The organism is Mycobacterium stomatepiae (genome assembly GCF_010731715.1).
Lineage (GTDB): Bacteria > Actinomycetota > Actinomycetes > Mycobacteriales > Mycobacteriaceae > Mycobacterium > Mycobacterium stomatepiae.
In genome coordinates, this window is record NZ_AP022587.1 from 4,985,809 (window position 1) to 5,010,918 (window position 25,110).

The following is a 25,110-nucleotide window of genomic DNA, read 5'->3' on the forward strand; positions in this document are numbered from 1 at the left end:
GGGGTTCGACCTCACCGAGGCCGGCACCCAGAAGCGGTTGGCGGTGTGGCTGGTCGACGACCCGGAGCTGGTGCCGGGGATCGCCGCGCTGGGCCCCGACGCCCTGGATCTCAGCGCCGACGACCTGGCCGGTGTGCTGGCCGGCAACACCGGGCGGATCAAGACCGTCATCACCGACCAGAAGGTGATCGCCGGAATCGGCAACGCCTACAGCGACGAAATCCTGCACGTTGCCAAGATCTCCCCGTTCGCCACGGCGGGGAAGCTGACGCGCGAACAGCTCGCCACCCTGCACGACGCGATGATCTCGGTGCTGACCGACGCGGTGAACCGCTCCGTCGGCCAGGGCGCCGCGATGCTCAAGGGGGAGAAGCGCTCCGGGTTGCGCGTGCACGCGCGCACCGGGCTGCCCTGTCCGGTGTGCGGGGACACTGTGCGCGAAGTATCGTTCGCGGACAAGTCTTTTCAGTACTGCCCGACATGCCAGACCGGCGGCAAGGTGCTCGCCGATCGTCGCATGTCACGGCTGCTCAAATAATCTTTCGGCCGAACGTCGACTTGTTGTGGTGAATCAAGCCGATAACGCCCGTCAACTCGACGTTCGCGGATGCCCCGGCCGATCGGCCGGCAATTGACACCTGTCGTTATGCTGCTCGGGTGACTCGCCAGAAGATCCTCATCACCGGCGCCAGTTCCGGCCTGGGTGCCGGCATGGCGCGTAACTTCGCCGCCAAAGGGCGCGACCTGGCGCTGTGCGCTCGTCGCACCGACCGGCTCGACGAACTCAAAGCCGAGCTCTCGCAGCAGTATCCCGCGATCAAGATCGCGGTGGCCGCGCTGGACGTCAACGATCACGAGCAGGTGCCGAAGGTTTTCGCCGAACTCCGCGACGAACTCGACGGCCTCGACCGCGTCATCGTCAACGCCGGCATCGGCAAGGGCGCCAAGCTGGGCTCCGGCAAGCTGTGGGCCAACAAGGCGACCATCGAGACCAACCTGGTGGCCGCGCTGGTGCAGATCGAATCCGCGCTGGAAATATTCACCAAGACCGGCTCCGGGCATCTGGTACTGATCTCCTCGGTGCTCGGCAACACCGGGGTGCCGGGCGTCAAGGCCGCCTACTGCGCCAGCAAGGCGGGACTGAAATCGCTGGGCGAGTCGCTGCGCGCCGAGTACGCCAAGGGGCCGATCAGGGTCTCGACTATCGAGCCGGGTTACATCGAATCGGAGATGACCGCCAAGTCGGCGAGCACAATGCTGATGGTAGACAACGAAACTGGTGTCCGGGCACTGGTCGACGCCATCGAACGTGAGCCCGGCCGGGCCGTAGTTCCGCGCTGGCCGTGGGCTCCGCTGGTGCAGCTGATGCGGGTGCTGCCGCCGCCGCTGACCAAGCCGTTCGCCTAAAGTGAGTGCGGGACCGACGTGTAATGCGCTGCTTCGGAAGCGAATTCGGGCTTGTCGTAGGTCGCTAGCATCGGCATGCCGTAGATCGCGACGTCGAATTGCTGCGCACCAATCCGCACGTACACGATCCCGAATATGAGCGTCTAGCTGACCCGTCCTCGTTCGGTCCGGTAGCGACGGACCAGGGCATCGGTCGAGCTGTCCGACTGCGGCGCGGGGGAGCTGTCGCTGGTGAGCACCGGAAGCAGCGCCTTGGCCTGCGTCTTGCCCAGCTCGACGCCCCACTGATCGAACGAGTCGATTCCCCACACCACGCCCTCGGTGAACACCTGATGCTCGTAGAGCGCGATCAGCTGTCCCACCACCGACGGCGTAAGCCGTTCGGCCAGAATCGAAGTCGACGGCCGGTTGCCCGGCATCACCTTGTGCGGCACCACCTCGGCGGGAGTGCCCTCGGCGGCGATTTCCTCGGCGGTCTTGCCGAACGCCAGCACCTGAGTCTGCGCGAAAAAGTTGCTCATCAACAGGTCGTGCATGCTGCCGGTGCCGTCGGCGGTGGGCAGGTCGTCGGTGGGCTGGCTGAAGCCGAGGAAGTCGGCGGGCACGATGCGGGTGCCCTGGTGCAGCAGTTGGTAGAAGGCGTGCTGGCCGTTGGTTCCCGGCTCGCCCCAGAAGATTTCGCCGGTGTCGGTGGTGACCGGCGTGCCGTCGGCGCGGGTGGACTTGCCGTTGGATTCCATCGTGAGCTGCTGTAGGTACGCCGCGAAGCGGGCCAGGTCGTTGGAGTAGGGCAGCACCGCACGCGCCTGCGCGTCGAAGAAGTTGGAGTACCACAGCCCGATCAGGCCGAGCAGCGCCGGCGCGTTGGACTCCAGCGGGGCGGTCTTGAAGTGCTCGTCGACGATGTGGAATCCGGACAGGAAGTCGGCGAAGGCCTCGCGGCCGATCACGGCCATCACCGACAGCCCGATCGCCGAGTCGACCGAGTAGCGACCGCCGACCCAGTCCCAGAAACCGAACATGTTGTCGGTGTTGATGCCGAATTCGTCGACCAGGCGCTTGTTGGTCGAGACTGCCACGAAGTGCTTCGACACCGCGGCGTCGCCGAGCGTGTCGGTGAGCCAGCGGCGTGCGGCCGTCGCGTTGGTCAGTGTTTCCAGCGTCGAGAACGTCTTCGATGCGACGATGAAAAGCGTTGTGGCAGGCTCTAAGTCGGCGAGGGTAGCGACCAGATCGGCCGGGTCGACGTTGGACACGAAGCGGGCGGAGATTCCCGCATCGGCGTAGTGGCGCAGCGCCTGGTAGACCATCACCGGCCCCAGGTCCGAACCGCCGATGCCGATGTTGACGACCGTCCTGATCCGTTCCCCGGTGGCCCCGGTCCATTCGCCGGTGCGCAGGCGATCGGTGAAATCACCCATCGCGTCCAGCACGCTGTGGACGTCCTCGACGATGTTTTGACCGTCGACAACCAGCTTGGCATCCCGGGGCAGCCGCAGCGCGGTGTGCAGGACCGCGCGATCCTCCGAGGTGTTGATGTGCACGCCGGAGAACATCTGATCCCGGCGCTCTTCGAGATTGGCCGCCCGGGCCAGGTCAATCAGCAAGCCCAAGGTCTCGCGGGTGACGCGGTGCTTGCTGTAGTCGATGTACAGGTCGCCGACCGTCACCGTCAGCTCGCGACCGCGATCGGGGTCGTCGTCGAAGAACTTGCGGAGGTGGGTTTCGCCGATTTGCTCGTGATGCCTACGCAGGGCGTCCCACGCCGGAGTGGCGGTGATGTCGGGGATGGTGAGCACGGAGGTCATGGTTCGACCCTAGTGCCGACTCACGGGCCACAGCCACCGCTAGCGGGCAGCGCAATCCGCCATAGGAATACAGAAATTGGCGGTACAGAATCCTCGAAATTGAGGATTGTCAGTGGCCGAGCCGGCCCCGGCCCAAGCGCAGCAGCAGCATCGCGAGGTCCTTACCCTCCGGACCGAGCGCACTGTAACGCTGGATGACCTTCATTTCGCGGCTATGAACCAGTCGAGTACCACCGGATGCCATCCGGGCCCGGCCGATCTCGCGAGAAACTTCGGCACGCCGCTGGACGGCGGCCAGTATCTCGGCATCGAGCCGGTCGATCTCAAGGCGCAATTCTTCAATGTTCGCCATCTGTTCAATGTCGATCATCTCGACGCTCATCCCTACACCCCCGTGTTGTTTTGATGTTGTTCTTTTGGTCTTGTTCACTATTCGGCTGAAAAACGTTTCTCGCTCTGGAAAAAGTTCGAGCCCTGAATCCGGGAGGCGGACCGCAGGGCTGTAGCAATCACAGCTAGACCGTGGGCACCGCTGGCCGGTATCCACAGTAAAATCGGCGACGCCACTCGAGGATCGAGAGGCGGCGATGGAGATGCGTATTGTCCATGTAACGAGTGTGCCACACGCTCGGACCCCCCGAAGCAAAACGACAAGTTCGACAACCTCCCCTTGCTGGGGGCCGTGGCCTGGGACTTTGTCGTCGGTGGGTAGCGGTAAATTTAGGCAGACATGACTGCGCACGCAACTGATGACAAGCTCGCCGTCGAGATAAACGAGCTGCTCGCCGGCCTCAATCCGCAACAGCGCCAAGCCGTGGTACACCAGGGTTCGCCCCTGCTGATCGTGGCGGGCGCCGGCTCCGGAAAGACCGCCGTTCTCACGCGACGTGTGGCGTATCTCATTGCCGCCCGAGGCGTCGGGGTCGGTCAGATCCTGGCCATCACCTTCACCAACAAAGCCGCCGCTGAGATGCGTGAACGGGTGGTGCGCCTGGTCGGCAACCGCGCTCGCGCGATGTGGGTGTCCACCTTCCACTCGACCTGCGTGCGCATCCTGCGCAATCAGGCCTCCCTGATTAAGGGCCTCAATTCCAACTTCTCGATTTACGATGCCGACGACTCGCGTCGCCTGCTGCAGATGATCGGGCGCGACATGAGCCTGGACATCAAGCGGTACTCGCCGAGGCTGCTGTCGGTGGCTATCTCCAACCTCAAGAACGAGCTGATCGATCCTGATCAGGCTGTGTCCAACCTCACGGACGAATCCGATGACTTGGCTCACACCGTGGCTTCTGTATACGGCGAATACCAACGGCGGCTGCGCGCGGCCAACGCGCTGGACTTCGACGACCTGATCGGCGAGACGGTCGCGGTGTTGCAGACCTTCCCGCAGATCGCCCAGTACTACCGGCGCCGGTTCCGCCACGTCCTGGTCGACGAATACCAGGACACCAACCACGCCCAGTATGTTCTAGTGCGCGAATTGGTCGGGCGCGACGACGGCAATTCCTCCGACGATGACGTGCCGCCTGCGGAGTTATGTGTAGTCGGCGACGCCGATCAGTCGATCTACGCGTTCCGGGGTGCCACCATTCGTAATATCGAGGAGTTTGAACGCGACTACCCCGACGCCACCACCATTCTGCTGGAGCAGAATTACCGCTCTACGCAGAACATTCTTTCGGCGGCCAATTCGGTGATCGCGCGCAACTCCGGGCGCCGGGAGAAGCGGCTATGGACCGACGCCGGTGAAGGGGAGTTGATCGTCGGCTATGTCGCCGACAATGAGCACGACGAGGCCAGGTTCGTCGCCCAAGAAATTGACGCGCTCGCCGAGCAGGGCGAAATTACCTATAACGATGTAGCGGTCTTCTATCGCACCAACAATTCGTCGCGGTCGTTGGAAGAGGTGTTCATCCGCGCCGGCATCCCCTACAAGGTCGTCGGGGGAGTGCGGTTCTACGAGCGCAAGGAAATCCGCGACATCGTCGCCTATTTGCGGGTGCTGGACAACCCCGGTGACGCGGTCAGCATGCGGCGCATTCTCAACACCCCGCGCCGGGGCATCGGCGACCGCGCCGAGGCGTGTGTGGCGGTCTATGCCGAGAACACCGGCGCCAGCTTCGCCGACGCGTTGGTGGCCGCCGCCGAAGGCAAAGTCCCGATGCTCAATTCTCGTGCGGAGAAGGCGATTTCAGGATTTGTCGAGCTGCTCGACGAGCTGCGGGGCCACCTCGACGACGACCTCGGCGATCTGGTCGAGGCGGTGCTGGAGCGCACCGGATACCGCCGGGAGCTGGAGTCCTCGACCGATCCGCAGGAGTTGGCCCGGCTGGACAACCTCAACGAACTCGTCAGCGTCGCACACGAATTCAGCATCGATGCGGCCTTGGATGCCGGGGAAGCCCCGGAGGACGAAGACGTGCCCGAAACCGGGGTGCTGGCTTCGTTTTTGGAGCGGGTGTCGCTGGTTGCCGATACCGACGAGATTCCCGAGCACGCCGCCGGCCTGGTGACGCTGATGACGTTGCACACCGCCAAGGGTCTGGAGTTTCCGGTGGTGTTTGTCACCGGCTGGGAGGACGGGATGTTCCCGCACATGCGGGCGCTCGACGATCCGATGGAGCTCTCGGAGGAGCGCCGGCTGGCCTACGTGGGCATCACCCGCGCGCGGCAACGTCTGTACGTGAGCCGGGCCATCGTCCGCTCCTCCTGGGGGCAGCCGATGCTCAACCCGGAATCGCGTTTCCTGCAAGAGATTCCGCAAGAGCTGATGGACTGGAGGCGCACCGCGCCGGCTCCTTCGTACAGCGCGCCGGTCAGCGGCGCCGGAAGGTTCGGGACGCCGCGCGCCGCGCCGGCGCGCTCCGCGGCAAGCAAGCGTCCCCTGCTGGTGTTGGCTCCTGGCGATCGCGTGACGCACGACAAGTACGGGCTGGGCCGCGTCGAGGAGGTCTCCGGCGTCGGTGAATCGGCGATGTCGCTAATCGACTTCGGCAGCGCAGGGCGGGTCAAGCTGATGCACAACCACGCCCCGGTCAGCAAGCTCTGAGTTGGCGAGCCGTTCGGCGCAAGGGAGTTACTCCTGCAGCCAGCGTTTGGTCCGCGGGTGCATCGCCAACACCGCGCTGGCGATCGGCAGCAGCGGGAAGGCGTGCACGATCCACGCGACCCGCGCGCCCGCGATGAAAACACCGCCATAGGTCAGCACCGCGACCACCGCGCCCGCCGTGATCAGGTAGCGGCCCAGCGGGCGACGCTGCAGCAGCAGGATCACGCCTGCGACGGTGGTGGTCGCAAAGACCAGGGCGAGGAACGCGATCGCGATGCAGAACAGGCGGTCGGTCCGCCACCAGCCGGTGATCAAGTCCGTGGCCACCACCGAGGTGGCCCATCCGCTGATGATGCTGACCGCCGCCGCGGCGAGGACGGTCCGGGGAGTCGGGTCAGCGGGCGGTCGGTCCGGCGGCGGCGCGCTGCGCGCGGCTGCGCGAGTGGCGCCCTGACCCGGTGAGGCCTGCAGCGGCAAGTGCGTCGTCGGGGTTTCCGGGATCGAGGGCATCGGCCCGCTCGGGGCACGCCGGATGATCCGTGTTCGAGATTCGGGAGGCGGCTCGGAAGGCTCGGGGTCGTTCGGCGCGGTCACCTCAACCAGCGTAATTGCCGACGAAAATTCCTCGCTTGGCCAGCCACGGCACCGGGTCGATTCGTTCATTGCCGCCTTGGAGCACCTCGAAGTGCAGGTGCGGACCGGTGGAATTGCCCCGGTTGCCCATGGTGGCGATCTGGTCGCCGGCCATCACACGCTGGCCGACGCTGACCAACGCGGTGTTGATGTGGCCGTACAGGGTGACGGTGCCATCGGCGTGGAGCAACTTCACCCACATTCCGTAACCGGCCGTCGGGCCGGCGTCGATCACGACGCCGTCGGACACCGCGACGATCGGCGTGCCGATCGCGTTGGCGAGGTCGATGCCGGCGTGCAGCACGCCCCACCGGTAACCGAAGTTCGACGTGAAGATCCCGTGAGTGGGCATGACGTACAGCGGCTGCTGCAGGCGCGCCTCGCGTTGCGCGCGGTCGTTGGCGAAGGCGACGCCCTTGGCGAACTCCTGGTTGTGCAGGGCGCTCGCCGCGGGTTCGACCGCGATCACCTGCGCGCCGCGGGTGGAGTTGCCGCTCGACCCGCCGGTCAGTGCCGACGCGTTGGCGGTCAGCACCGTCTCGGCCTTCGTGACTTCGGTTTGGCTGGTCGCGGTGTGCGCCGCCGCGGCCGCCGCGCCGGCAGCCATCGAGGCGATCAGCACCCGGCCCTTGGCCGCGCTGGTCGGCTGCTTGCGGTGCTGCCCGCCGCGGCGGGCAATGCTGATCACGTCCGCGTCGTACGAACTGGGTTCGGCGCCGAGCTTGAGGGCGAGCTGAGGCAGTGCTTCGTTGGAGGCCATGGGGGTGGGGGCCGCCAGCAGCATCGGCGCCAGATCGTCGACCGCATCGAGGTCGTCGAGCTCGGGTGCGAGCAATACCCGCGCTTCGTAATCGAATGTGGAGTCGTTGCTCAGGTCCAGATCGTCGAGCTCGACCGAATCCGCGAAGTCCAAATCGTCGAAGTCGAAGCCGTCCAGCGGAAGGATCTCGGTGACTTCGTTGAGGTGCGATTGCGCCCAGCTTTCGCGGTGGTGGCGGCCCGCTCCTGACAACGCAGGAGATCGCGCAAGACGGTGTTGGGACAAGCTGGAATGTCCTCGTATCGTGACCATAACGTTATCTGGACTTAAGGACGGTATCCGTTTGGTGATCCAACTGGCAACCTCGGGGCCGGATTGTGAACTGGATCACGTTTAGCTTCTGCAGGCGTGTCGTGACGTGTGCCACATGGGTGGATGCGGCGGTAGCGGCCATTTGGAGTGTGGATACAGTTCCACCGTGCGAGTTGCCGATTCCGGCACCGCCGAGCTGTAGGCCTTGCAAATAACTCGAGCGAAGACAGTGAGTTCATGGACCTTTTCGAGTATCAAGCGAAAGAACTGTTCGTTAAGCACAACGTACCTACTACGCCCGGTCGTGTAACCGACACCGCCGAGGGCGCGAAGGAAATCGCGACCGAGGTGGGCGCGCCGGTGATGGTCAAGGCGCAGGTCAAGGTCGGCGGCCGAGGCAAAGCCGGCGGCGTGAAATTCGCCGCGACACCCGACGACGCCTTCGAGCACGCCAAGAACATCCTCGGCCTGGACATCAAGGGCCACATCGTGAAGAAGCTGTTGGTCGCCGAGGCCAGCGACATCGCCGAGGAGTACTACATCTCGTTCCTGCTCGACCGCGCCAACCGCACCTACCTGGCGATGTGCTCGGTCGAGGGCGGCATGGAGATCGAAGAGGTGGCCGCCACCAAGCCCGATCGGCTGGCGAAGGTGCCCGTCGACGCCGTCAAGGGTGTCGACCTGGCCACCGCGCGGTCCATCGCCGAGCAGGGCCACCTGCCGGCCGAGGTGCTGGACGCGGCGGCGATCACGATCCAGAAGCTCTGGGAGGTCTTCGTCGGCGAGGACGCCACCCTGGTTGAGGTCAACCCGCTGGTGCGCACTCCCGACGACAAGATCCTGGCGCTGGACGGCAAGGTCACCCTGGACGCCAACGCCGACTTCCGTCAGCCCGGCCACGCCGAGTTCGAGGACCGCGACGCGACCGACCCACTGGAGCTCAAGGCCAAGGAGCACGACCTCAACTACGTCAAGCTCGATGGCGCCGTCGGCATCATCGGTAACGGCGCGGGTCTGGTGATGTCGACGCTCGACGTCGTCGCCTACGCCGGTGAGAAGCACGGCGGGGTCAAGCCGGCCAACTTCCTCGACATCGGCGGTGGCGCCTCGGCCGAGGTGATGGCCGCGGGCCTCGACGTCATCCTGAACGACAAGCAGGTCAAGAGCGTGTTCGTGAACGTGTTCGGTGGCATTACGTCTTGCGACGCCGTCGCGAACGGCATCGTGACCGCCTTGAACATGCTCGGCGACGAGGCCAACAAGCCGCTGGTGGTCCGGCTCGACGGCAACAACGTCGACGAAGGCCGCAAGATCCTCGCCGACGCCAACCACCCGCTGGTGATCGAGGCCGAGACCATGGATGCGGGCGCCGACAAAGCCGCCGAGCTGGCGAACAAGTAAGGGAGTCAAGAAAATGTCTATCTTCCTGAACAAGGACTCCAAGATCATCGTGCAGGGCATCACCGGCGGTGAGGGCACCAAGCACACCGCGCTGATGCTCAAGGCCGGCACCCAGGTAGTAGGTGGGGTGAACGCCAAGAAGGCGGGCACCACCGTGTCGCACGTCGACCCGAAAGGCAAGGACGTCGAACTGCCGGTGTTCGGCAGCGTCGCCGAGGCGATGAAGGAGACCGGTGCCAACGTGTCGGTCGTCTTCGTGCCACCGAAGTTCGCCAAGGACGCCATCATCGAGGCCATCGACGCCGAGATCCCCCTGCTGGTGGTCATCACCGAGGGAATTCCGGTGCAGGACAGCGCATATGCGTGGGCCTACAACGTCGACAAAGGCCAGAAGACGCGGATCATCGGGCCGAACTGTCCCGGCATCATCACCCCGGGCGAGGCGCTGGCCGGCATCACGCCGGCCAACATCAGCGGCCCCGGCCCCGTCGGGCTGGTGTCCAAGTCGGGCACGCTGACTTACCAGATGATGTACGAGCTGCGCGATTTCGGCTTCTCCACCTCGATCGGCATCGGTGGTGACCCGGTGATCGGCACCACCCACATCGACGCCATCGAGGCGTTCGAGAAGGACCCCGACACCAAGGTCATTGTGATGATCGGTGAGATCGGCGGTGACGCCGAGGAGCGGGCGGCCGACTACATCAAGGCGAACGTGTCCAAGCCGGTCGTCGGCTACGTCGCGGGATTCACTGCGCCGGAAGGCAAGACGATGGGCCACGCGGGCGCGATCGTGTCCGGATCGTCGGGCACCGCGGCCGCGAAGAAGGAAGCCCTGGAGGCCGCCGGAGTCAAGGTCGGCAAGACGCCGTCGGAGACCGCGGCGCTGGCCCGGGAGATCCTGAAGAGCCTGTAGTTCGTTACCGAGACCGCGGCCAGTCGCGATTCCACCGAAGAATCCGCGAGCTGGCCGCGGTTTCGTTTTGGGTCCGGCGATCGGTTAGCCTGACGAACTAACTGTTGCCAGGAGGTTTGTCATGCCGGTCGATCCGCGTACCCCGGTGCTCGTCGGGGTCGGCCAGTTCACCGAGCGCATCGACGACCCCGACTACCGGGGCATGTCCGCGGTCGACCTCGCGACGGCAGCTGTGCGGGAAGCTCTCGCCGACACCGGCGCCAACGGCGTCGCGAAGGCCGTCGACACGGTCTTCGCGCTACGGCAGTTCGAGATCTCCGGACCGATGCCGGCAAAGCTCGGTAAGTCGAGCAACTATCCGCGTTCGGTGATGAACCGTCTCGGCGGCGACCCGGCCCGCGTGGTCCTTGAACCGGTCGGTGGGCAGGGTCCGCAGAAGCTCGTCACCGAGGCGGGTAACACCATCGTGGCGGGTGAGGCCGACGTCGTTCTGATCGTGGGCTCGGAGCCGGGTTCGACGGCCCGCTACTTCGCGAACCGTGACGACAAGCCGAACTTCCACGAACACGTCGAGGGTCAACTCGAGGATCGCGGCCATCAGATCTACAGCTACATCGACGAATACACGATCCAGCACGGCCTGACCGGGGCGCCCGTGCAGTACGGGCTGCTGGAGAACGCCCGGCGCGCTCGACTCGGGCGCAGTGTCGCCGACTATCGGCGCGACATGGCCGAGCTGTTCGTCCCGATGTCGAAAGTGGCTGCCAAGAACCCGCTTTCGTCATCGCCGATCGAACGATCGGTCGACGAGATCGTCACCGTCACCGACGACAACCGGATGATCTGCGATCCGTACCCCCGGCTGCTCGTAGCCCGCGATCAGGTCAACCAGGGCGCGGCGGCGGTGCTGATGTCGGTGGAGGCCGCGTCGCGGCTCGGCGTGGCCGAGGACAAGTGGGTCTATCTGCACGGCCACTCGGACATGATCGAGCAGGCGATGCTCGACCGCGTCGATCTCGGCGCTAGCCCGGCGGCCGTCCATGCGGCCCGAGAAGCGTTGCGAGTGGCCGGGATCGGCATCGACGACGTCGCCACCTTCGATCTGTACAGCTGCTTCCCGTTTCCTGTGTTCGTCATCTGCGAAGCCCTGGGCATCGGCGGCGACGACCCGCGCGGCCTGACCCTGACCGGCGGGCTGTCGTACTTCGGCGGCCCCGGCAACAGCTATTCGCTGCACGGTATCGCCGAGACGGTCGCTCAGATGCGGGACAGGCCAGGACAATTCGGTCTCGTCGGCGCCAACGGCGGCATCATGAGCAAGTACTCGGTCGGCATCTACTCGACGACTCCGGTGGATTGGCGCGCCGACAACTGCGCGGCGCTGAACAAGGAGATCGACGCGCTGCCGAAGGTCGATGTCACCAAAACGCCCGACGGCGCAGCCACCATCGAGACGTACTCCGTGCGCTACGACTGGCCGATCCGTACCGGCATCATCGTCGGCAGGCTCGCCGCGGACAACCTGCGATTCATGGCCACCACCGATGACGACGACCTCGTCGCCTTGATGTCCGACGGCGATGCACTCGGCGCGGAGATCTCGGTGTGGACGACCGACAACGGCAACCGGGCTTCGCTGGGATAGCGGCATCCTGAACTGACGCTTCGCGACACTTAAACCACGCACGACACGCCGGCACGCGTCGCAATGGTTTAAGTCTCGAAGGACGCGCGGGCTGGCGAAGCGCGGGCCGCCCGCTTAGACCAGCGACGAGAGCTTGCCCGCCAGCCGCTCGACGTAGGCGGCGACCTCGTCCTCGGACTTGTCCGGCAGACCGAACAGCACCTCGGTCACCCCGAGCTCGGACCAGTGCGCCAGCTTTTCGGGCACCGGCTTGAAGTCCAGCGCCACGATTTGCGGGGCACCGTCGCGCCCGGCGGCCGCCCAGGTGTCCTGCAGCAGTTTCACCGGTTCGTCGATGTTGAAATCACGCGGCGTGGTGATCCAGCCATCGGCGCTGCGGGCGATCCACTTGAAGTTCTTCTCGTTGCCCGCGGCACCCACCAGCACCGGGATATGCGGCTGCACCGGCTTGGGCCAGGCCCAGCTGGGGCCGAATTTGACGAACTCACCGTCGTAGGAGGCTTCCTCTTGTGTCCACAGCGCGCGCATGGCTTCGAGGTACTCGCGCAGGCAGGTGCGGCGGCGTCCGGCCGGCACGCCATGGTCAGCCAGTTCGTCGGTGTTCCAACCGAATCCGACGCCGAGGCTGACCCGGCCGCCGGACAGGTGGTCCAGGGTGGCGATGCTTTTCGCCAACGTGATCGGGTCGTGCTCGACGGGCAGTGCCACCGCGGTGGACAGCCGCACCCGCGACGTCACCGCGCAGGCGGCGCCTAGGCTCACCCACGGGTCCAGCGTGCGCATGTACCGGTCATCCGGCAGCGACTCGTCACCCGTGGTCGGGTGCGCCGCTTCCCGCTTGACCGGGATGTGGGTGTGTTCCGGCACGTAGAAGGTCTTGAAGCCGTGGTCGTCGGCGAGTTTGGCGGCGGCCGCCGGAGAGATGCCCCGGTCACTGGTGAAAAGCACTAGCCCGTAATCCATGCACAGAATTAGAACGTGTTCTACCTGTGCCGGGCAACCCGCCCTCCGCGGAGCGGCTGGAAGACGGGGTGGGACGACGATCCGCCCTGGTCGCGCGCGGGGGCCGGTCGCTCCGGCGCTGTCGCCCGAACGTGCGCTAGCGTGGTTGATCGATCGCGCGCAACGCAGGCGCGGGCACGTCTTGGCGTTGAGAACGGCGGGCCCTGGAAGCACAGCGTCGCACCGCAATGGTGGGGTGGCGCCTGTCGAGGTCTTGAAGGCACTGCAAGCAACAGGAGGAGTCATGACCTACTCGCCCGGGAGTCCCGGCTATCCGCAAGCGCAGCCGGGCGGCTCCTACCCCGGTGCCACACCGTCGTTCGCGAAGACCGACGACGCCGAGAGTAAGTTGCCGCTGTACGTCAACATCGCGGTGGTCGCGCTCGGCCTGGCGGTGTACCTGCTGAACTTCGGGCCGACCTTCGTCCTCAGCGCCGACCTCGGTCCGGCCGCCGGCGGCCGCGCCGGTGACGCTGGCACCGCGGTGCTCGTCGCCGTACTGGCCACGCTGCTCGCCGGGCTGAGTTTCGTGCCCAAGGCCAAGAACTACGCGGGTGTGGTCGCGGCGGTCGCCGTCCTGGGCGCGCTGCTGGCGATCGCGGAGGTGATCAACACCCCGGCCGGCTTCGCGGTGGGCTGGGCCATGTGGCCGCTGGTGGCGGCCAGCGTGCTGCAGGCCGTCGCCGCTGTCGTCGTGCTACTGCTGGACGCCGGCGTCATCACCCCGCCGCCGCCGCGGCCCAAGTACGATCCCTACGCCCAGCAGTACGGGCAATACGGCCAGTACGGGCAGTACGGCGCTCAGCAGCACGGCGGCTACTACGGTCAGCCGGGCCCGCAGCAGCACAACCCGCAGTCCGGTTACGGATCGCAGTATGGCGGCTACCCCTCGAGCCAGGCCCCGACCCAGAGCGCGATCCCGACCGGTGGTTTCGGTGCCCAGTCCCCGCAGTCCGGACCGCAGTCGGCGGCGCAGCAGGGCCCGTCGACGCCGCCCACCGGCTTCCCGAGCTTCAGCCCGCCACCGTCGGTCGGGGGTGCGGGTGCCTCCGAACAGCCCGGCGACCAGCCGCCCTCTGGACCGGCCCCGGCCTAACCGCGGGCTCTCGCGCCTCGACGGGCACGTGCGCCAACAGTGACAAGGGTGTCAGCAAGCGGGGACAACCGGGCAGCGGGCGCTCGCCAGGCGCGTGACCTCGTTCGGGTCGCATTCGGCCCGGCTGTGCTCGCCCTCGTCATCATCGCCGCGGTCACGCTGCTTCAGCTGCTGATCGCCAACAGCGACATGACCGGCGCGCTCGGGGCGATCGCCAGCATCTGGCTGGGCGTGCACCGGGTGCCGATTTCGATCGGTGGCCGCGAGTTGGGCGTATTGCCGCTGCTGCCGATCCTGTTCATGGTGTGGGCGACGGCGCGCACCACGGCGCGGGCCACGACCCGGTATTCGTCTTGGCTGGTGGTTCGCTGGGTCGTCGCATCGGCGCTGGGTGGGCCGCTGCTGATCGCGGCGATCGCGCTGGCCGTCATCCACGACGCGTCCACGGTGCTCACCGAGCTGCAGACACCCAGTGCCCTGCGCGCATTCGCCAGCGTCGCGGTGGTGCACGCCATCGGCGCCGTGATCGGGGTCGGGTCCCGGGTCGGCCGGCGGGCGCTGACGGCGGTGTCCTTGCCGTTCTGGGTGGGCGATTCCCTGCGCGCCGCGGCCGCCGGCGTGCTGGCGCTGGTCGGACTCTCCGGCTTCGTGACGGCGGGATCGCTGATCCTGCACTGGGCGACGATGCAGGAGCTCTACGGGATCACCGATTCGATCTTCGGTGAGTTCAGCCTCACCGTGCTTTCCATGCTCTACGCACCGAACGTCATCGTCGGCACCTCGGCGGTCGCGGCGGGGTCCAGTGCGCACATCGGTTTTGCGACGTTTAGTTCGTTCACCGTTTTCGGCGGTGATATCCCGGCACTGCCCGTGCTGGCAGCAGTTCCGACGCCACCGCTCGGGCCAGCGTGGGTGGCGCTGCTGATCGTCGGCGCATCGTCGGGTGTGGCGGTCGGCCAGCAATGCGCACGTCGTCCGCTGCCGCTGCTTCCGGCATTGGCCAAGCTTGCAGTCGCCGCGGTGGTTGGGGCACTGGTGATGTCGCTGCTGGCATTCGGCAGCAGCGGCCGGCTGGGCAACTTCGGCGACGTCGGGGTGGATCAGGGTGCCCTGTGGATCGGCACCTTGTTCTGGTTCGCGGTCATCGGCTGGGTGACGGTGGTGATGACGGGCGGGATCAGGCCGATCAGATTCACAAGGCCTCGGCGGCCCAAGCAGAAGCGCGCACCCGCGCCGACGCCGGCCCAAGAACCGAAGGACTTCGCGGACACCTTCGCCGCGCCTGTCGAGCACGACCTGCTGCTCGACGACGAGGCGTTCACCGGGCCACCGTCCGACGAGCCCCTGCTTGAGCCCCTGTCCGACGAGCCTTTGCCCGGCGAGCCGGCGTTTGACCAGCCCGATGACGAAGCGCGGCAGCCCGAGGCCGGGTCCGACGAATCCGGGCACAGCGCGACCGAGCACGATTCCGGGGACTAGCGGCACTGCCCGCCTGCGGTGTTCGGCCGGTCGTCTCGTCACCCGGCCGTTGTCGTTAGTAGGCTCGCGATGTGCTCGAACCGCTGCGCGTGCCTCCGAGTGCACCGGCGCGATTGGTGGTGCTGGCGTCGGGCACCGGCTCGCTACTGAATTCGCTGCTGGCCGCCGCCGTCGACGACTTCCCGGCTCGGGTGGTCGCGGTCGGCGTGGATCGCGACTGCCGGGCCACCGAGATCGCCGCGGCCGCATCGGTGCCGACGTTCACGGTCCGGCTCGGCGATCACCCCAGCCGCGAAGCCTGGGACGCCGCCATCACCGAGGCTACCGCCGCGCACTCGCCCGATCTCATCGTCTCGGCCGGATTCATGAAAATCCTTGGACCACAATTCCTTTCGAGATTCTGCGGACGCACGCTGAACACCCATCCGGCGCTGCTGCCGGCGTTCCCGGGAGCGCACGCGGTTCCCGAAGCGCTGGATTACGGTGTGAAGGTTACTGGCTGTACGGTGCACCTGGTGGATGCCGGCATGGACACCGGGCCGATATTGGCGCAGGAGTCCATTCCGGTCCTCGACGGCGACACCGAAGAGACACTGCACGAACGCATCAAAGTCATCGAACGGCGACTGCTGGTGGACGTGGTGGCCGCGATCGCGACTCGCGGCGTGACCTGGATCGGACGAAAGGCGACCCTGGGATGAGCACAGCATGAGCACCGACGAGTCAAGAAGAGCGATTCGCCGCGCCCTGATCAGCGTCTACGACAAGACCGGGTTGATTGAACTCGCCCAGGGCCTCACTGCGGCCGGCGTCGAGATCGTCTCGACCGGTTCGACCGCGAAAACCATTGCGGACAACGGCATTCCGGTGACCCCCGTGGAGCAGCTGACCGGCTTTCCCGAAGTGCTCGACGGCCGGGTCAAGACATTGCACCCGCGCGTGCACGCCGGACTGCTCGCCGATCTGCGCAAGCCCGAGCACGCCGCGGCGCTCGAGGAGCTCGGGATCGCGGCCTTCGAACTGGTGGTGGTGAACCTCTATCCGTTCAGCCAGACCGTCGACTCCGGCGCGGGCCTGGACGAATGCGTCGAGCAGATCGACATCGGCGGGCCGTCGATGGTTCGGGCGGCCGCGAAAAACCATCCGAGCGTGGCGGTGGTCGTCGACCCGCTCGGCTACGACGGGGTGCTCGCCGCGACGCGTAACGGCGGATTCACCCTCGCCGAGCGCAAGAAGCTGGCGTCGTTGGCCTTTCAGCACACCGCGGAGTACGACATCGCGGTGGCGAGCTGGATGGAATGCACCGTGGCGCCCGAGCATCCCGAAACGGCGTTCCCGCGGTGGTACGGCCACAGCTGGCGCCGCTCGGCGATGCTGCGCTACGGCGAGAACCCGCACCAGCAGGCCGCGCTATACGTCGATCCGGCAGCCTGGCCGGGCCTTGCGCAGGCCGAGCAGCTGCACGGAAAAGAGATGTCCTACAACAACTTCACCGACGCGGACGCGGCCTGGCGGGCCGCGTTCGACCACGAAGAAATCTGTGTGGCCATCATCAAGCACGCCAACCCGTGTGGGATCGCGATCTCGTCGATCTCGGTCGCCGACGCCCATCGCAAGGCCCACGAGTGCGATCCGCTGAGCGCCTTCGGGGGCGTCATCGCCACGAATACCGAAGTCAGCCTTGAGATGGCGGAGTACGTCGGCACCATCTTCACCGAGGTGATCGTGGCCCCCGCATACGCGCCGGATGCCCTCGATGCCTTGACACGCAAGAAGAACATCCGGGTGCTGGTGGCTTCCGAGCCGCTGGCCGGTGGCGCCGAGCTGAGGCCGGTCAGCGGGGGATTGCTGATGCAGCAGCGTGACCAGCTCGACGCGCACGGTGACAACCCGGCCAACTGGACGCTGGCGACGGGAGCACCGGCGGACTCGGCGACGTTAAGCGACCTCGTCTTTGCGTGGCGCACCTGTCGCGCGGTCAAGTCGAACGCGATCGTGATCGCCGCCGGCGGCGCCACGATCGGCGTCGGCATGGGTCAGGTCAACCGGGTCGACGCGGCCCGGCTGGCCATCGAAAGAGGGAATGCGCGCGGCGGCGACCGCGTCCGCGGCTCGGTGGCGGCCTCCGATGCGTTCTTTCCCTTCCCGGACGGGCTGGAAACGCTGGCGCGCGCGGGAGTCAAAGCGATCGTGCACCCCGGCGGCTCGGTGCGCGACGACGAAGTGACCGCGGCGGCCACCGCGGCCGGCGTCACCTTGTACCTCACCGGTGCGCGCCACTTCGCTCACTAGGGCGCACTGAAATCAGTGCGCGGGCACAGTTAAGGTCCCTAAACCCGGTGCACATGACGCACATATGTCGCGCGACGTAACTTGGAGTGGTGACATCACCGAGCAATCTGCCCCGAACCGTCGGCGAGCTGCGTGCGTCCGGCCATCGTGAACGGGGAGTCAAGCAGGAAATCCGCGAGAATCTGCTGACGGCGCTGGCCGAGGGTGACGATATCTGGCCGGGCATCCTGGGATTCGAGGACACCGTATTGCCCCAGCTGGAGCGGGCGCTGATCGCGGGTCACGACTTCGTTCTGCTCGGCGAGCGCGGCCAGGGTAAAACTCGACTGCTGCGCGCGCTGGTCGGCTTGCTCGATGAATGGACACCGGTGATCGGGGGCGCCGAGCTCGGCGAGCACCCTTACACACCGATCACTCCGGAGTCGATCCGGCGGGCCGCCACCCTCGGCGACGACCTGCCGGTGGAGTGGCGACACCGCAGCGAGCGCTACACCGAGAAGCTGGCCACGCCCGACACCAGCGTCGCCGACCTGGTCGGTGACATCGACCCGATCAAGGTAGCCGAGGGCCGCAGCCTCGGGGACCCGGAGACCATCGCCTACGGCCTGATCCCGCGGGCGCACCGCGGCGTCGTGGCGGTCAACGAACTGCCCGACCTCGCCGAGCGGATTCAGGTGTCGATGCTCAACGTGATGGAGGAGCGCGACATCCAGGTCCGCGGCTACACGCTGCGCCTGCCGCTGGACGTGTTGGTGGTCGCCAGTGCCAACCCCGAGGACTACACCAACCGCGGCCGCATCATCACCCCGCTCAAGGACCGGTTCGGCGCCGAGATCCGCACCCACTACCCGCTGGAGCTGGACGCGGAGGTCGGCGTCATCGTCCAGGAAGCACACCTGAGCGCGCAGGTGCCCGATTACCTGACGCAGGTGATCGCGCGGTTCGCCCGCTACCTGCGCGAGTCGAACTCGGTCGACCAGCGATCCGGCGTCTCTGCGCGGTTCGCGATCGCGGCGGCCGAGACCGTCGCCGCCTCCGCGCGGCACCGGGATGCGATCCTCGGCGAGACCGACCCGGTGGCCCGAGTTGTGGACCTGGGCACCGTGATCGACGTGCTGCGCGGCAAGTTGGAGTTCGAATCCGGTGAGGAGGGCCGCGAGCAGGCGGTGCTCGAGCACCTATTGCGCCGCGCCACCGCCGACACCGCGTCTCGGACGCTCGGTGGCATCGACGTTGCCCCACTGGTCTCCGCGGTGGAAGCCGGTTCGGCGGTGACGACGGGCGAGCGGATCTCGGCCAAGGACGTGCTGGCCGCGGTTCCGGGCCTGCCGGTCGTGGAGGAGATCGCCGATCGGCTGCAAGCGGAATCCGAGGGCGAACGCGCTGCGGCGCTGGAGCTGGCACTGGAAGCGCTGTATCTGGCCAAGCGCATCGACAAGGTGTCCGGGGAGGGCCAAACCGTCTATGGCTAAGCCTTTTTCGCAAGGGCACTCCTCACGTTACTCGGCATACACCGGCGGGCCCGATCCGCTGGCCCCGCCGGTGGATCTGCGCGAGGCACTCGAGCAGATCGGGCAGGATGTCATGGGCGGGACCTCCCCGCGCCGGGCGCTGTCCGAGCTACTGCGGCGCGGCACCGAGAACATGCGTGGCGCGGACCGGTTGGCCGCAGAAGCCAACCGGCGCCGACGGGATCTTTTGCGCCGCAACAATCTAGACGGAACCCTGCAGGACATCAAGAAGCTGCTTGACGAGGCCGTGCTGGCCGAGCGCAAGGAGCTGGCCCGCGCGCTCGACGACGACGCCCGGTTCGGCGAACTGCAGCTCGACGCGCTGCCGTCCTCGCCGGCCAAGGCCGTCCAAGAGCTGTCCGAGTACAACTGGCGCAGCCAGGAGGCGCGCGAAAAGTACGACCAGATCAAGGATTTACTTGGCCGCGAGATGCTCGACCAGCGTTTCGCCGGCATGAAGGAAGCCCTGGAGGGCGCCACCGACGAGGATCGCCAGCGCGTCACCGACATGGTCAACGACCTCAACGAGTTGCTGGACAAGCATGCCCGCGGTGCGGACACGAGTGCGGACTTCGACGAGTTCATGGACAAGCACGGCGAGTTCTTCCCGGAGAACCCGCGCAATGTCGACGAGCTGCTGGACTCACTGGCCAAGCGCGCCGCCGCCGCGCAGCGTTTCCGCAACAGCCTGAGCCCGGATCAGCGCGCCGAGCTGGATGCTTTGGCGCAGCAGGCATTTGGCTCGCCTTCTTTGATGCAGGCGTTGAACCGTCTCGACTCTCATTTGCAGGCCGCACGGCCGGGCGAGGATTGGATGGGTTCCGAGCAGTTTTCCGGCGACAACCCGTTCGGCATGGGTGAAGGCACCCAGGCGTTGGCCGACGTCGCCGAACTGGAGCAGCTGGCCGACCAGCTTTCGCAGAGCTATCCCGGCGCCACGATGGACGACGTTGACCTCGACGCGCTGGCACGCCAGCTCGGCGACCAGGCCGCCGTCGACGCGCGCACCCTGTCCGAATTGGAACGGGCACTCGTCAATCAGGGCTTTTTGGATCGTGGTTCCGATGGCCAGTGGCGGCTGTCGCCCAAGGCGATGCGCCGACTCGGCGAGACGGCATTACGCGATGTGGCACAACAGCTTTCGAGCCGACGTGGCGACCGTGAGCTGCGGCGGGCCGGTGCAGCCGGCGAGCTGACGGGCGCGACCCGGCCGTGGCAGTTCGGTGACACCGAACCGTGGAACATCCCCCGCACGTTGACCAACGCGGTGCTGCGGCAGGCCGGAACGGCGACGCTCGACGGCCCGGACGCGCGGTTGAAGATCACCGTCGAGGACGTCGAGGTGTCCGAGACGGAGACGCGCACTCAGGCCGCGGTGGCGCTGCTGGTCGATACCTCGTTTTCGATGGTGATGGAGAATCGCTGGCTGCCGATGAAGCAGACGGCGCTAGCGCTCAACCACCTGGTGTGCACCCGGTTCCGCTCGGATGCCTTGCAGATCATCGCCTTTGGCCGTTACGCCCGGACCGTGACCGCGGCCGAACTCACCGGCTTGGAGGGGGTCTACGAGCAGGGCACCAACCTGCATCACGCGCTGGCGCTGGCGGGCCGTCATCTGCGCCGCCATCCCAACGCGCAGCCCGTCGTGCTGGTGGTGACCGACGGTGAGCCGACCGCGCACCTCGAGGATGTCGGTGGCGACGGGTCGTCGGTGTTTTTTGATTACCCGCCCCATCCGCGCACCATCGCCCACACCGTGCGCGGGTTCGACGACATGGCGCGGCTGGGCGCGCAGATCACCATCTTCCGGCTGGGCAGCGATCCCGGCCTGGCGCGGTTCATCGACCAGGTCGCGCGACGGGTCGAGGGACGCGTCGTGGTGCCCGATCTCGACGGCCTGGGTGCGGCGGTGGTCGGCGACTATCTCCGGTCTCGGCGCCGCCGCTAACGCGACGCCGGACTGGGGGCGTGCCAGCCCGCTCTGGCGGTCAGCGAAAACTCGCTCAGCGCGCTCGAAATATGCTGTTCCAGATCGGCATTCGAATTGTCGCGGCCGAGCTCGTAGGCGAGGAACGACACGAAGAGCCGACCGTTCACCCGTCCCGACAGCAACGCCAGCGCGCCGTTGGTGCGGTACATCGTCGCGTCGGTGACGCCCGGGTACACCGACTTCATCGCGAAGTAGTCGGCGTCCGTACCGTCCGGCCGGTTCGCCGCCGGGTCGATCGCGCCGAGGTTGGACGACACGACAGTCGTCGCGCTGCCGGTGACCACGCTGATCAGCCTGCGAAAGATGGGTTTTGGGATCAGCGGGATCAGTGGCAGCAATGCCCACCGCTCGTCGGGTGCATCCTGGCTGCGGACCAGCGCCTGCTTGATCGCGGCGCGGATCTCGCCCAGTCCCGCCGTCGCGGCCGCCGGTTTGACCGTGACGTCGACGTTGATCACGGCGTTGGCGCGGGTGTCGCCCGGGGCGCGCTGGTTGAGCGGCATCCCCACGTTGACCGAGCCGTCCGCCGCGACCCGCCCCACGCGCTGGGCGAGGTAGGTCGCCAATCCCGCGAGCAGCGCGTTGCTGGTTCCGCCGAGCGCCTGCGCGCGGGCGTCCCACTCGTCGGCGTCGAAGAAGAGCATCGCCATCGGCAGCGCGATGCTTCGGTCCGGGCCGCTGGGTGGTGCGGGCCGCCGCTTCGCTGCCGGGGCGGCGTTGTTGCTTTGCCGGGCCATGCGTGCCGCCGCGACGACGGCGCGACCCAGATCCGCGGTGTTGCAGGCGGTTTGGCGTGCATCCTCGCGCAGCGCCTGCCACCGTCGCCGCGATGCCGCGGCCGGCCAGGTGATCGCATCGTCGCGCCCGCAAGCCGCAGCGGCCACCGCCTCGCAGAGCCCGACGCCATCGGTGAGGCAATGCGTGACAACGAAACTCACCACGGCACCGCCGTCGGTCAGCGGCAGCATGGCAAGATGCCACCCGGGTCCGTGTTCGGCATCCGGCCGGAAGCCGGCCTGCGTTTCGAGCCAGGAGTCGATCTCGTCACGCGGCCGCGGCGTTGCCGCGATCTCGAGGCTGGGCCGATCGCTGGGCGATACCCAGCGGTGACGGCCGAACGGCAGCGGAGATCGTTCGATGCGGCGGGACAACCGGCCCCGGCTCAGATGCTGGTGGAATCGTCGCAAGCCCTCGATGTCGAGGCCCCGATCGTACACCCAGATGCATTGCAACACACTGGTGGTCGCTGTCGCTCGCTCTCCGAGAAAGAGTGTCTGGTCGGCCAGATCCAGCACGTTGCTCATCTAACTAAGCCGCCTCGTCGTCGTCTTTCGTCGGGGCAAGGGCGTACAGTCCATCCGTATTCACTTCAACGGCAACGATGCTGGACTGCTCCAGAGCCTTACCCGCGATGCGGGCGAAAATCCGGAGCAGGGTCTCGACGTATTGATGCACCGACTCGCGGGCTATCTCATTGTCCGGGAAGGAGATCGTGACCGTCGTTCTTTCGGCGTGCCGGTTGATCCACACGTTGATCCCGCCGTGAGACAGGTTGTCGCCGTAGGTGCCGAAGTTCGTCTCTGCCCACAGGCCGGCCAGTGGAATCTTGCGAAAGTCGAGGAAGGACAGCATCATCGGCAGCTGCGATGGCAGCTTGATGCCCAGTTCATCCGGTGTCGCGAGCTCCAACAGCCGCTCGACCGGCACGTGGGCAAGGTCCTTGCCTGCGTCGAAAGATTTCTGAGCGGCCCGGGCGGCCTCGGGGAACGAACCGCCAGCGGTCGGCACGACGACCGGAACCATGCTGGCGAACCAGCCCACCGTCATCGTGTCGATGCCCTGTGTCCGGGTGTCCCTTGCGGTGAACCCGCGATGAACCTCGTTGCCGGTCAATATGTATTCGGCCAGCGCGGTGCGCGCCAAGACGCCTCCGATGAACCGGGCGCCGGCCGCGATGCAGGCGGAATCGAACGCCTCCGTCCCGGCGGCATCCAACAACTCGACGGTCATCAAATCACCCGCGCTGCTGGTCCAGGTATCGCCCAGCGGCAGCGGAAAGCTCGGCCAGTCGCCATCGGCGTCGCGCGCGAAGTCGATCCAGTCTTTGATCTCGGGCGACGACAGGGTCAGGTCCGCAACCCTCTGGCGTTGCCGCGCCGTGTAGTCGCGGTAGCTCCTGAGCTGGACAGCCGTGGCGGGCTGGCGCGGATCAGCGCCTTGGGTCAGTTGTTGATACGTCAGGTGGATGTCGAAGAAGATGACGCCGGCGGACAGCCCGTCGATGTGCAGATGATCGACGCTGGCGTAGAAGGTGAAGTAGTCGGTGTGCTGGACGATACCGAAGCTGAAGCAACCCCATTCGAGCGTTTCGCGGCTCGTCGTCAGCACATGGGTGCGAACTTGCGCGGGCGTCATGTGGCCCCACGGCACGGGCGCCAAGTCGATGGCTTCCGGGTCCTCGATGGTGCGGCGCACGATGACGCCGTCCTCGAATTCGAACCAGTTGTGGTAGGTGTCGTGCCGACGGACATGGGTATTGACCGCCGTTGTCATTGCGGCAATGTCGCAGTTGCCGGCGATGTCCCAGGCGACGATCATCAGCCGCGGCAGCCGCCTGTTCATCGCCTTGCCGTGGTAGGCGGCCCAGAGGTGTTGTGCCTGCTGGTAACTCGGAGCAAGATCGCTTCGGGGCGCGGTGCGGGTCGCCTCATATGCCGTCGGTACGGCGGTCCACATGGTGAGCGGACCGTGTGGCGGTTGCCATTCGCTAATGTTGCCGAGTGCCACCATTTCCAGCCCTTTCTTCGCGTGCTGCCGACATTCCATGGCGGCACCGGAGCAGCGAAAGGCCAGCTGCGCATAGTCTTTCGCGCAGCCTTAATAGACCCTTTGCGCTGGATTCTTGCGACGCACTTCCGTTACTTAGGGGCCTGTCCCTGTGGCGTCGCTTGCACCCCCTGAGCCGCTGGTGTGGACGCTAGTCGACGGATGCGGCAATTTCGGGTTTTTGCGAAGATACGCAATCCCTCGCATTTGCGCCGCCGTGCCAGTAGCCTCTAGGTCTCGATCGAGCCGGACGGGGATCCGCGCCGCACTAGCCGACGGCGGATCAAATCAATATCAAGCCGGCTGACGTTCGCCGGGTTATCAGTGGGGCCTGCGCGCTTTGCGCTTGATGCCCACACCGCCCCATAGCGAGAAGCCGTGGATGTTCACTCGCGGCGCACCGGGCGTGCCTTGGCCCGCGATATCGCGGTCGAAGCCACCCATTACCCCGCGGCCGCGGATCTCGACATTGACTTCGGGCGGCAACACGATGTTCTGCGCACCCATGATCGAGACCACATGGATATCGACTTCGGTCGACGTGAAGTCCGCGTAGCGCAGATCAACCACACCGCTGCCCCACAGCGTGAACGTCGTCAGCTTCTTCGGCACGTTCCAGCGTCCGCGGCGCTCGAATCCGCTCAACAAGGCGAGCAGCAGGGTGGACGGCGCCGGATTCTGCTTTCCGCCGCGCCGGGGGCTTAACGGCGCGCCCGGCAAATCTGCCCGGAGCTGATCGAGTTCTTCGTACGTCGTCGCCGCATATGCTCTGGTCAGACGATCTTCGTAGTCCTTGAGCTGCAGGCGTCCCTGCTCAGCCGCATACGCGAGTAACTGTGCAATTTGGATGCGGTCGGTATCGGCCGCTCGCGAGAAGTCCTCGCGGGCGGCCTTCGCATCCCGTTGCGCCGAATCGCTCATCAACCACGAGCGTACGACGTACAACTTTTGCTGCAAGAGGGTTGGCTAAATCGCAACCA

Annotated in this window: 21 protein-coding genes; 12 read left to right on the forward strand and 9 right to left on the reverse strand. The window is 66.4% G+C overall.

Annotation, left to right across the window (positions count from 1 at the left end; translation table 11 throughout):
* The first annotated feature begins 67 nt into the window (after positions 1 to 67).
* A complete protein-coding gene (locus G6N54_RS30780) occupies positions 68 to 538 on the forward strand; it encodes a zinc finger domain-containing protein (RefSeq protein ID WP_232073820.1) in 471 nt (156 codons plus the stop codon).
* Positions 539 to 657: 119 nt separating this feature from the next.
* The gene (locus G6N54_RS23810; RefSeq protein ID WP_163792567.1) at positions 658 to 1,407 is read left to right on the forward strand and encodes an SDR family oxidoreductase; all 750 of its coding nucleotides are present in this window, start codon (positions 658 to 660) and stop codon (positions 1,405 to 1,407) included.
* Here the strand turns inward: G6N54_RS23810 and G6N54_RS31185 are convergent.
* The 3 genes from G6N54_RS31185 to G6N54_RS23820 all read right to left on the reverse strand — a co-directional run bounded on the left by G6N54_RS31185 (position 1,404) and on the right by G6N54_RS23820 (position 3,645).
* Positions 1,404 to 1,532, reverse strand: a complete 129-nt coding sequence (locus G6N54_RS31185; RefSeq protein WP_264078359.1) for a hypothetical protein — start codon at positions 1,530 to 1,532, stop codon at positions 1,404 to 1,406. The genes G6N54_RS23810 and G6N54_RS31185 overlap by 4 nt on opposite strands.
* Before the next feature lie 18 nt (positions 1,533 to 1,550).
* The gene (gene pgi / locus G6N54_RS23815) at positions 1,551 to 3,215 is read right to left on the reverse strand and encodes a glucose-6-phosphate isomerase (protein WP_163792569.1); all 1,665 of its coding nucleotides are present in this window, start codon (positions 3,213 to 3,215) and stop codon (positions 1,551 to 1,553) included.
* Positions 3,216 to 3,324: 109 nt separating this feature from the next.
* Positions 3,325 to 3,645 carry a chorismate mutase gene (locus tag G6N54_RS23820; protein WP_264078358.1) on the reverse strand — a complete coding sequence of 107 codons (321 nt, stop codon included), beginning with the start codon at positions 3,643 to 3,645 and terminating at the stop codon, positions 3,325 to 3,327.
* 300 nt (positions 3,646 to 3,945) lie between these two features.
* Here G6N54_RS23820 and pcrA point away from each other — a divergent pair, with 300 nt between their 5' ends.
* On the forward strand, positions 3,946 to 6,267 hold the full coding sequence (gene pcrA / locus G6N54_RS23825) for a DNA helicase PcrA (RefSeq protein ID WP_163792573.1): 2,322 nt from the start codon (positions 3,946 to 3,948) through the stop codon (positions 6,265 to 6,267).
* A 27-nt stretch (positions 6,268 to 6,294) separates the two neighbouring features.
* On the opposite strand, the gene G6N54_RS23830 is transcribed toward pcrA, so the two are convergent.
* Positions 6,295 to 6,861, reverse strand: coding sequence for a hypothetical protein (locus G6N54_RS23830; protein ID WP_372513289.1), 567 nt, complete (start codon positions 6,859 to 6,861; stop codon positions 6,295 to 6,297).
* Between the two features lies 1 nt (position 6,862).
* On the reverse strand, positions 6,863 to 7,945 hold the full coding sequence (locus tag G6N54_RS23835) for a M23 family metallopeptidase (protein ID WP_232072963.1): 1,083 nt from the start codon (positions 7,943 to 7,945) through the stop codon (positions 6,863 to 6,865).
* Between the two features lie 264 nt (positions 7,946 to 8,209).
* Here G6N54_RS23835 and sucC point away from each other — a divergent pair, with 264 nt between their 5' ends.
* The 3 genes from sucC to G6N54_RS23850 all read left to right on the forward strand — a co-directional run bounded on the left by sucC (position 8,210) and on the right by G6N54_RS23850 (position 11,934).
* Positions 8,210 to 9,373: an ADP-forming succinate--CoA ligase subunit beta gene (gene sucC, locus G6N54_RS23840; RefSeq protein WP_163792577.1), complete on the forward strand. Its 1,164-nt coding sequence runs from the start codon at positions 8,210 to 8,212 to the stop codon at positions 9,371 to 9,373.
* Between the two features lie 13 nt (positions 9,374 to 9,386).
* Positions 9,387 to 10,289, forward strand: a complete 903-nt coding sequence (gene sucD, locus G6N54_RS23845) for a succinate--CoA ligase subunit alpha (protein WP_163792579.1) — start codon at positions 9,387 to 9,389, stop codon at positions 10,287 to 10,289.
* A 121-nt stretch (positions 10,290 to 10,410) separates the two neighbouring features.
* A complete protein-coding gene (locus tag G6N54_RS23850; RefSeq protein WP_163792580.1) occupies positions 10,411 to 11,934 on the forward strand; it encodes an acetyl-CoA acetyltransferase in 1,524 nt (507 codons plus the stop codon).
* 114 nt (positions 11,935 to 12,048) lie between these two features.
* Here the strand turns inward: G6N54_RS23850 and G6N54_RS23855 are convergent, their stop codons facing one another.
* On the reverse strand, positions 12,049 to 12,897 hold the full coding sequence (locus G6N54_RS23855) for an LLM class F420-dependent oxidoreductase (RefSeq protein WP_163792582.1): 849 nt from the start codon (positions 12,895 to 12,897) through the stop codon (positions 12,049 to 12,051).
* A 283-nt stretch (positions 12,898 to 13,180) separates the two neighbouring features.
* On the opposite strand from G6N54_RS23855, the gene G6N54_RS23860 reads away from it, so the two are divergent.
* The 6 genes from G6N54_RS23860 to G6N54_RS23885 all read left to right on the forward strand — a co-directional run bounded on the left by G6N54_RS23860 (position 13,181) and on the right by G6N54_RS23885 (position 21,262).
* Positions 13,181 to 14,032, forward strand: a complete 852-nt coding sequence (locus G6N54_RS23860) for a DUF5336 domain-containing protein (RefSeq protein ID WP_163792585.1) — start codon at positions 13,181 to 13,183, stop codon at positions 14,030 to 14,032.
* A 39-nt stretch (positions 14,033 to 14,071) separates the two neighbouring features.
* Positions 14,072 to 15,511, forward strand: a complete 1,440-nt coding sequence (locus tag G6N54_RS23865) for a cell division protein PerM (RefSeq protein WP_163792587.1) — start codon at positions 14,072 to 14,074, stop codon at positions 15,509 to 15,511.
* Between the two features lie 71 nt (positions 15,512 to 15,582).
* On the forward strand, positions 15,583 to 16,212 hold the full coding sequence (gene purN, locus G6N54_RS23870) for a phosphoribosylglycinamide formyltransferase (protein ID WP_163792589.1): 630 nt from the start codon (positions 15,583 to 15,585) through the stop codon (positions 16,210 to 16,212).
* A 7-nt stretch (positions 16,213 to 16,219) separates the two neighbouring features.
* On the forward strand, positions 16,220 to 17,803 hold the full coding sequence (purH, locus tag G6N54_RS23875) for a bifunctional phosphoribosylaminoimidazolecarboxamide formyltransferase/IMP cyclohydrolase (RefSeq protein ID WP_163792590.1): 1,584 nt from the start codon (positions 16,220 to 16,222) through the stop codon (positions 17,801 to 17,803).
* An 86-nt stretch (positions 17,804 to 17,889) separates the two neighbouring features.
* Positions 17,890 to 19,275: a sigma 54-interacting transcriptional regulator gene (locus G6N54_RS23880; protein WP_163792593.1), complete on the forward strand. Its 1,386-nt coding sequence runs from the start codon at positions 17,890 to 17,892 to the stop codon at positions 19,273 to 19,275.
* Complete coding sequence (locus G6N54_RS23885) at positions 19,268 to 21,262, forward strand: vWA domain-containing protein (protein WP_163792595.1); 1,995 nt, start codon at positions 19,268 to 19,270, stop codon at positions 21,260 to 21,262. The genes G6N54_RS23880 and G6N54_RS23885 overlap by 8 nt, the downstream gene beginning before the upstream one ends.
* Here the strand turns inward: G6N54_RS23885 and G6N54_RS23890 are convergent.
* From G6N54_RS23890 to G6N54_RS23900, 3 genes are all read right to left on the reverse strand, one after another.
* A complete protein-coding gene (locus tag G6N54_RS23890) occupies positions 21,259 to 22,608 on the reverse strand; it encodes a hypothetical protein (protein WP_163792597.1) in 1,350 nt (449 codons plus the stop codon). The genes G6N54_RS23885 and G6N54_RS23890 overlap by 4 nt on opposite strands.
* Before the next feature lie 4 nt (positions 22,609 to 22,612).
* Positions 22,613 to 24,094 carry a condensation domain-containing protein gene (locus G6N54_RS23895; RefSeq protein ID WP_163794933.1) on the reverse strand — a complete coding sequence of 494 codons (1,482 nt, stop codon included), beginning with the start codon at positions 24,092 to 24,094 and terminating at the stop codon, positions 22,613 to 22,615.
* Between the two features lie 357 nt (positions 24,095 to 24,451).
* Positions 24,452 to 25,051 carry a DUF1707 SHOCT-like domain-containing protein gene (locus G6N54_RS23900; RefSeq protein WP_163792599.1) on the reverse strand — a complete coding sequence of 200 codons (600 nt, stop codon included), beginning with the start codon at positions 25,049 to 25,051 and terminating at the stop codon, positions 24,452 to 24,454.
* Between the last annotated feature and the right edge of the window lie 59 nt (positions 25,052 to 25,110).

Coding starts and splice junctions, on each gene's coding strand:
- G6N54_RS23855 (WP_163792582.1), bottom strand. CDS start 12,897: ATGGATTACGGGCTAGTGCTTTTCACCAGTGACCGGGGCATCTCTCCG.
- G6N54_RS23860 (WP_163792585.1), top strand. CDS start 13,181: ATGACCTACTCGCCCGGGAGTCCCGGCTATCCGCAAGCGCAGCCGGGC.
- pgi (WP_163792569.1), bottom strand. CDS start 3,215: ATGACCTCCGTGCTCACCATCCCCGACATCACCGCCACTCCGGCGTGG.
- sucD (WP_163792579.1), top strand. CDS start 9,387: ATGTCTATCTTCCTGAACAAGGACTCCAAGATCATCGTGCAGGGCATC.
- pcrA (WP_163792573.1), top strand. CDS start 3,946: ATGACTGCGCACGCAACTGATGACAAGCTCGCCGTCGAGATAAACGAG.
- purH (WP_163792590.1), top strand. CDS start 16,220: ATGAGCACCGACGAGTCAAGAAGAGCGATTCGCCGCGCCCTGATCAGC.
- sucC (WP_163792577.1), top strand. CDS start 8,210: ATGGACCTTTTCGAGTATCAAGCGAAAGAACTGTTCGTTAAGCACAAC.
- G6N54_RS23850 (WP_163792580.1), top strand. CDS start 10,411: ATGCCGGTCGATCCGCGTACCCCGGTGCTCGTCGGGGTCGGCCAGTTC.
- G6N54_RS23885 (WP_163792595.1), top strand. CDS start 19,268: ATGGCTAAGCCTTTTTCGCAAGGGCACTCCTCACGTTACTCGGCATAC.
- G6N54_RS23900 (WP_163792599.1), bottom strand. CDS start 25,051: ATGAGCGATTCGGCGCAACGGGATGCGAAGGCCGCCCGCGAGGACTTC.
- G6N54_RS23895 (WP_163794933.1), bottom strand. CDS start 24,094: ATGGTGGCACTCGGCAACATTAGCGAATGGCAACCGCCACACGGTCCG.
- G6N54_RS23890 (WP_163792597.1), bottom strand. CDS start 22,608: ATGAGCAACGTGCTGGATCTGGCCGACCAGACACTCTTTCTCGGAGAG.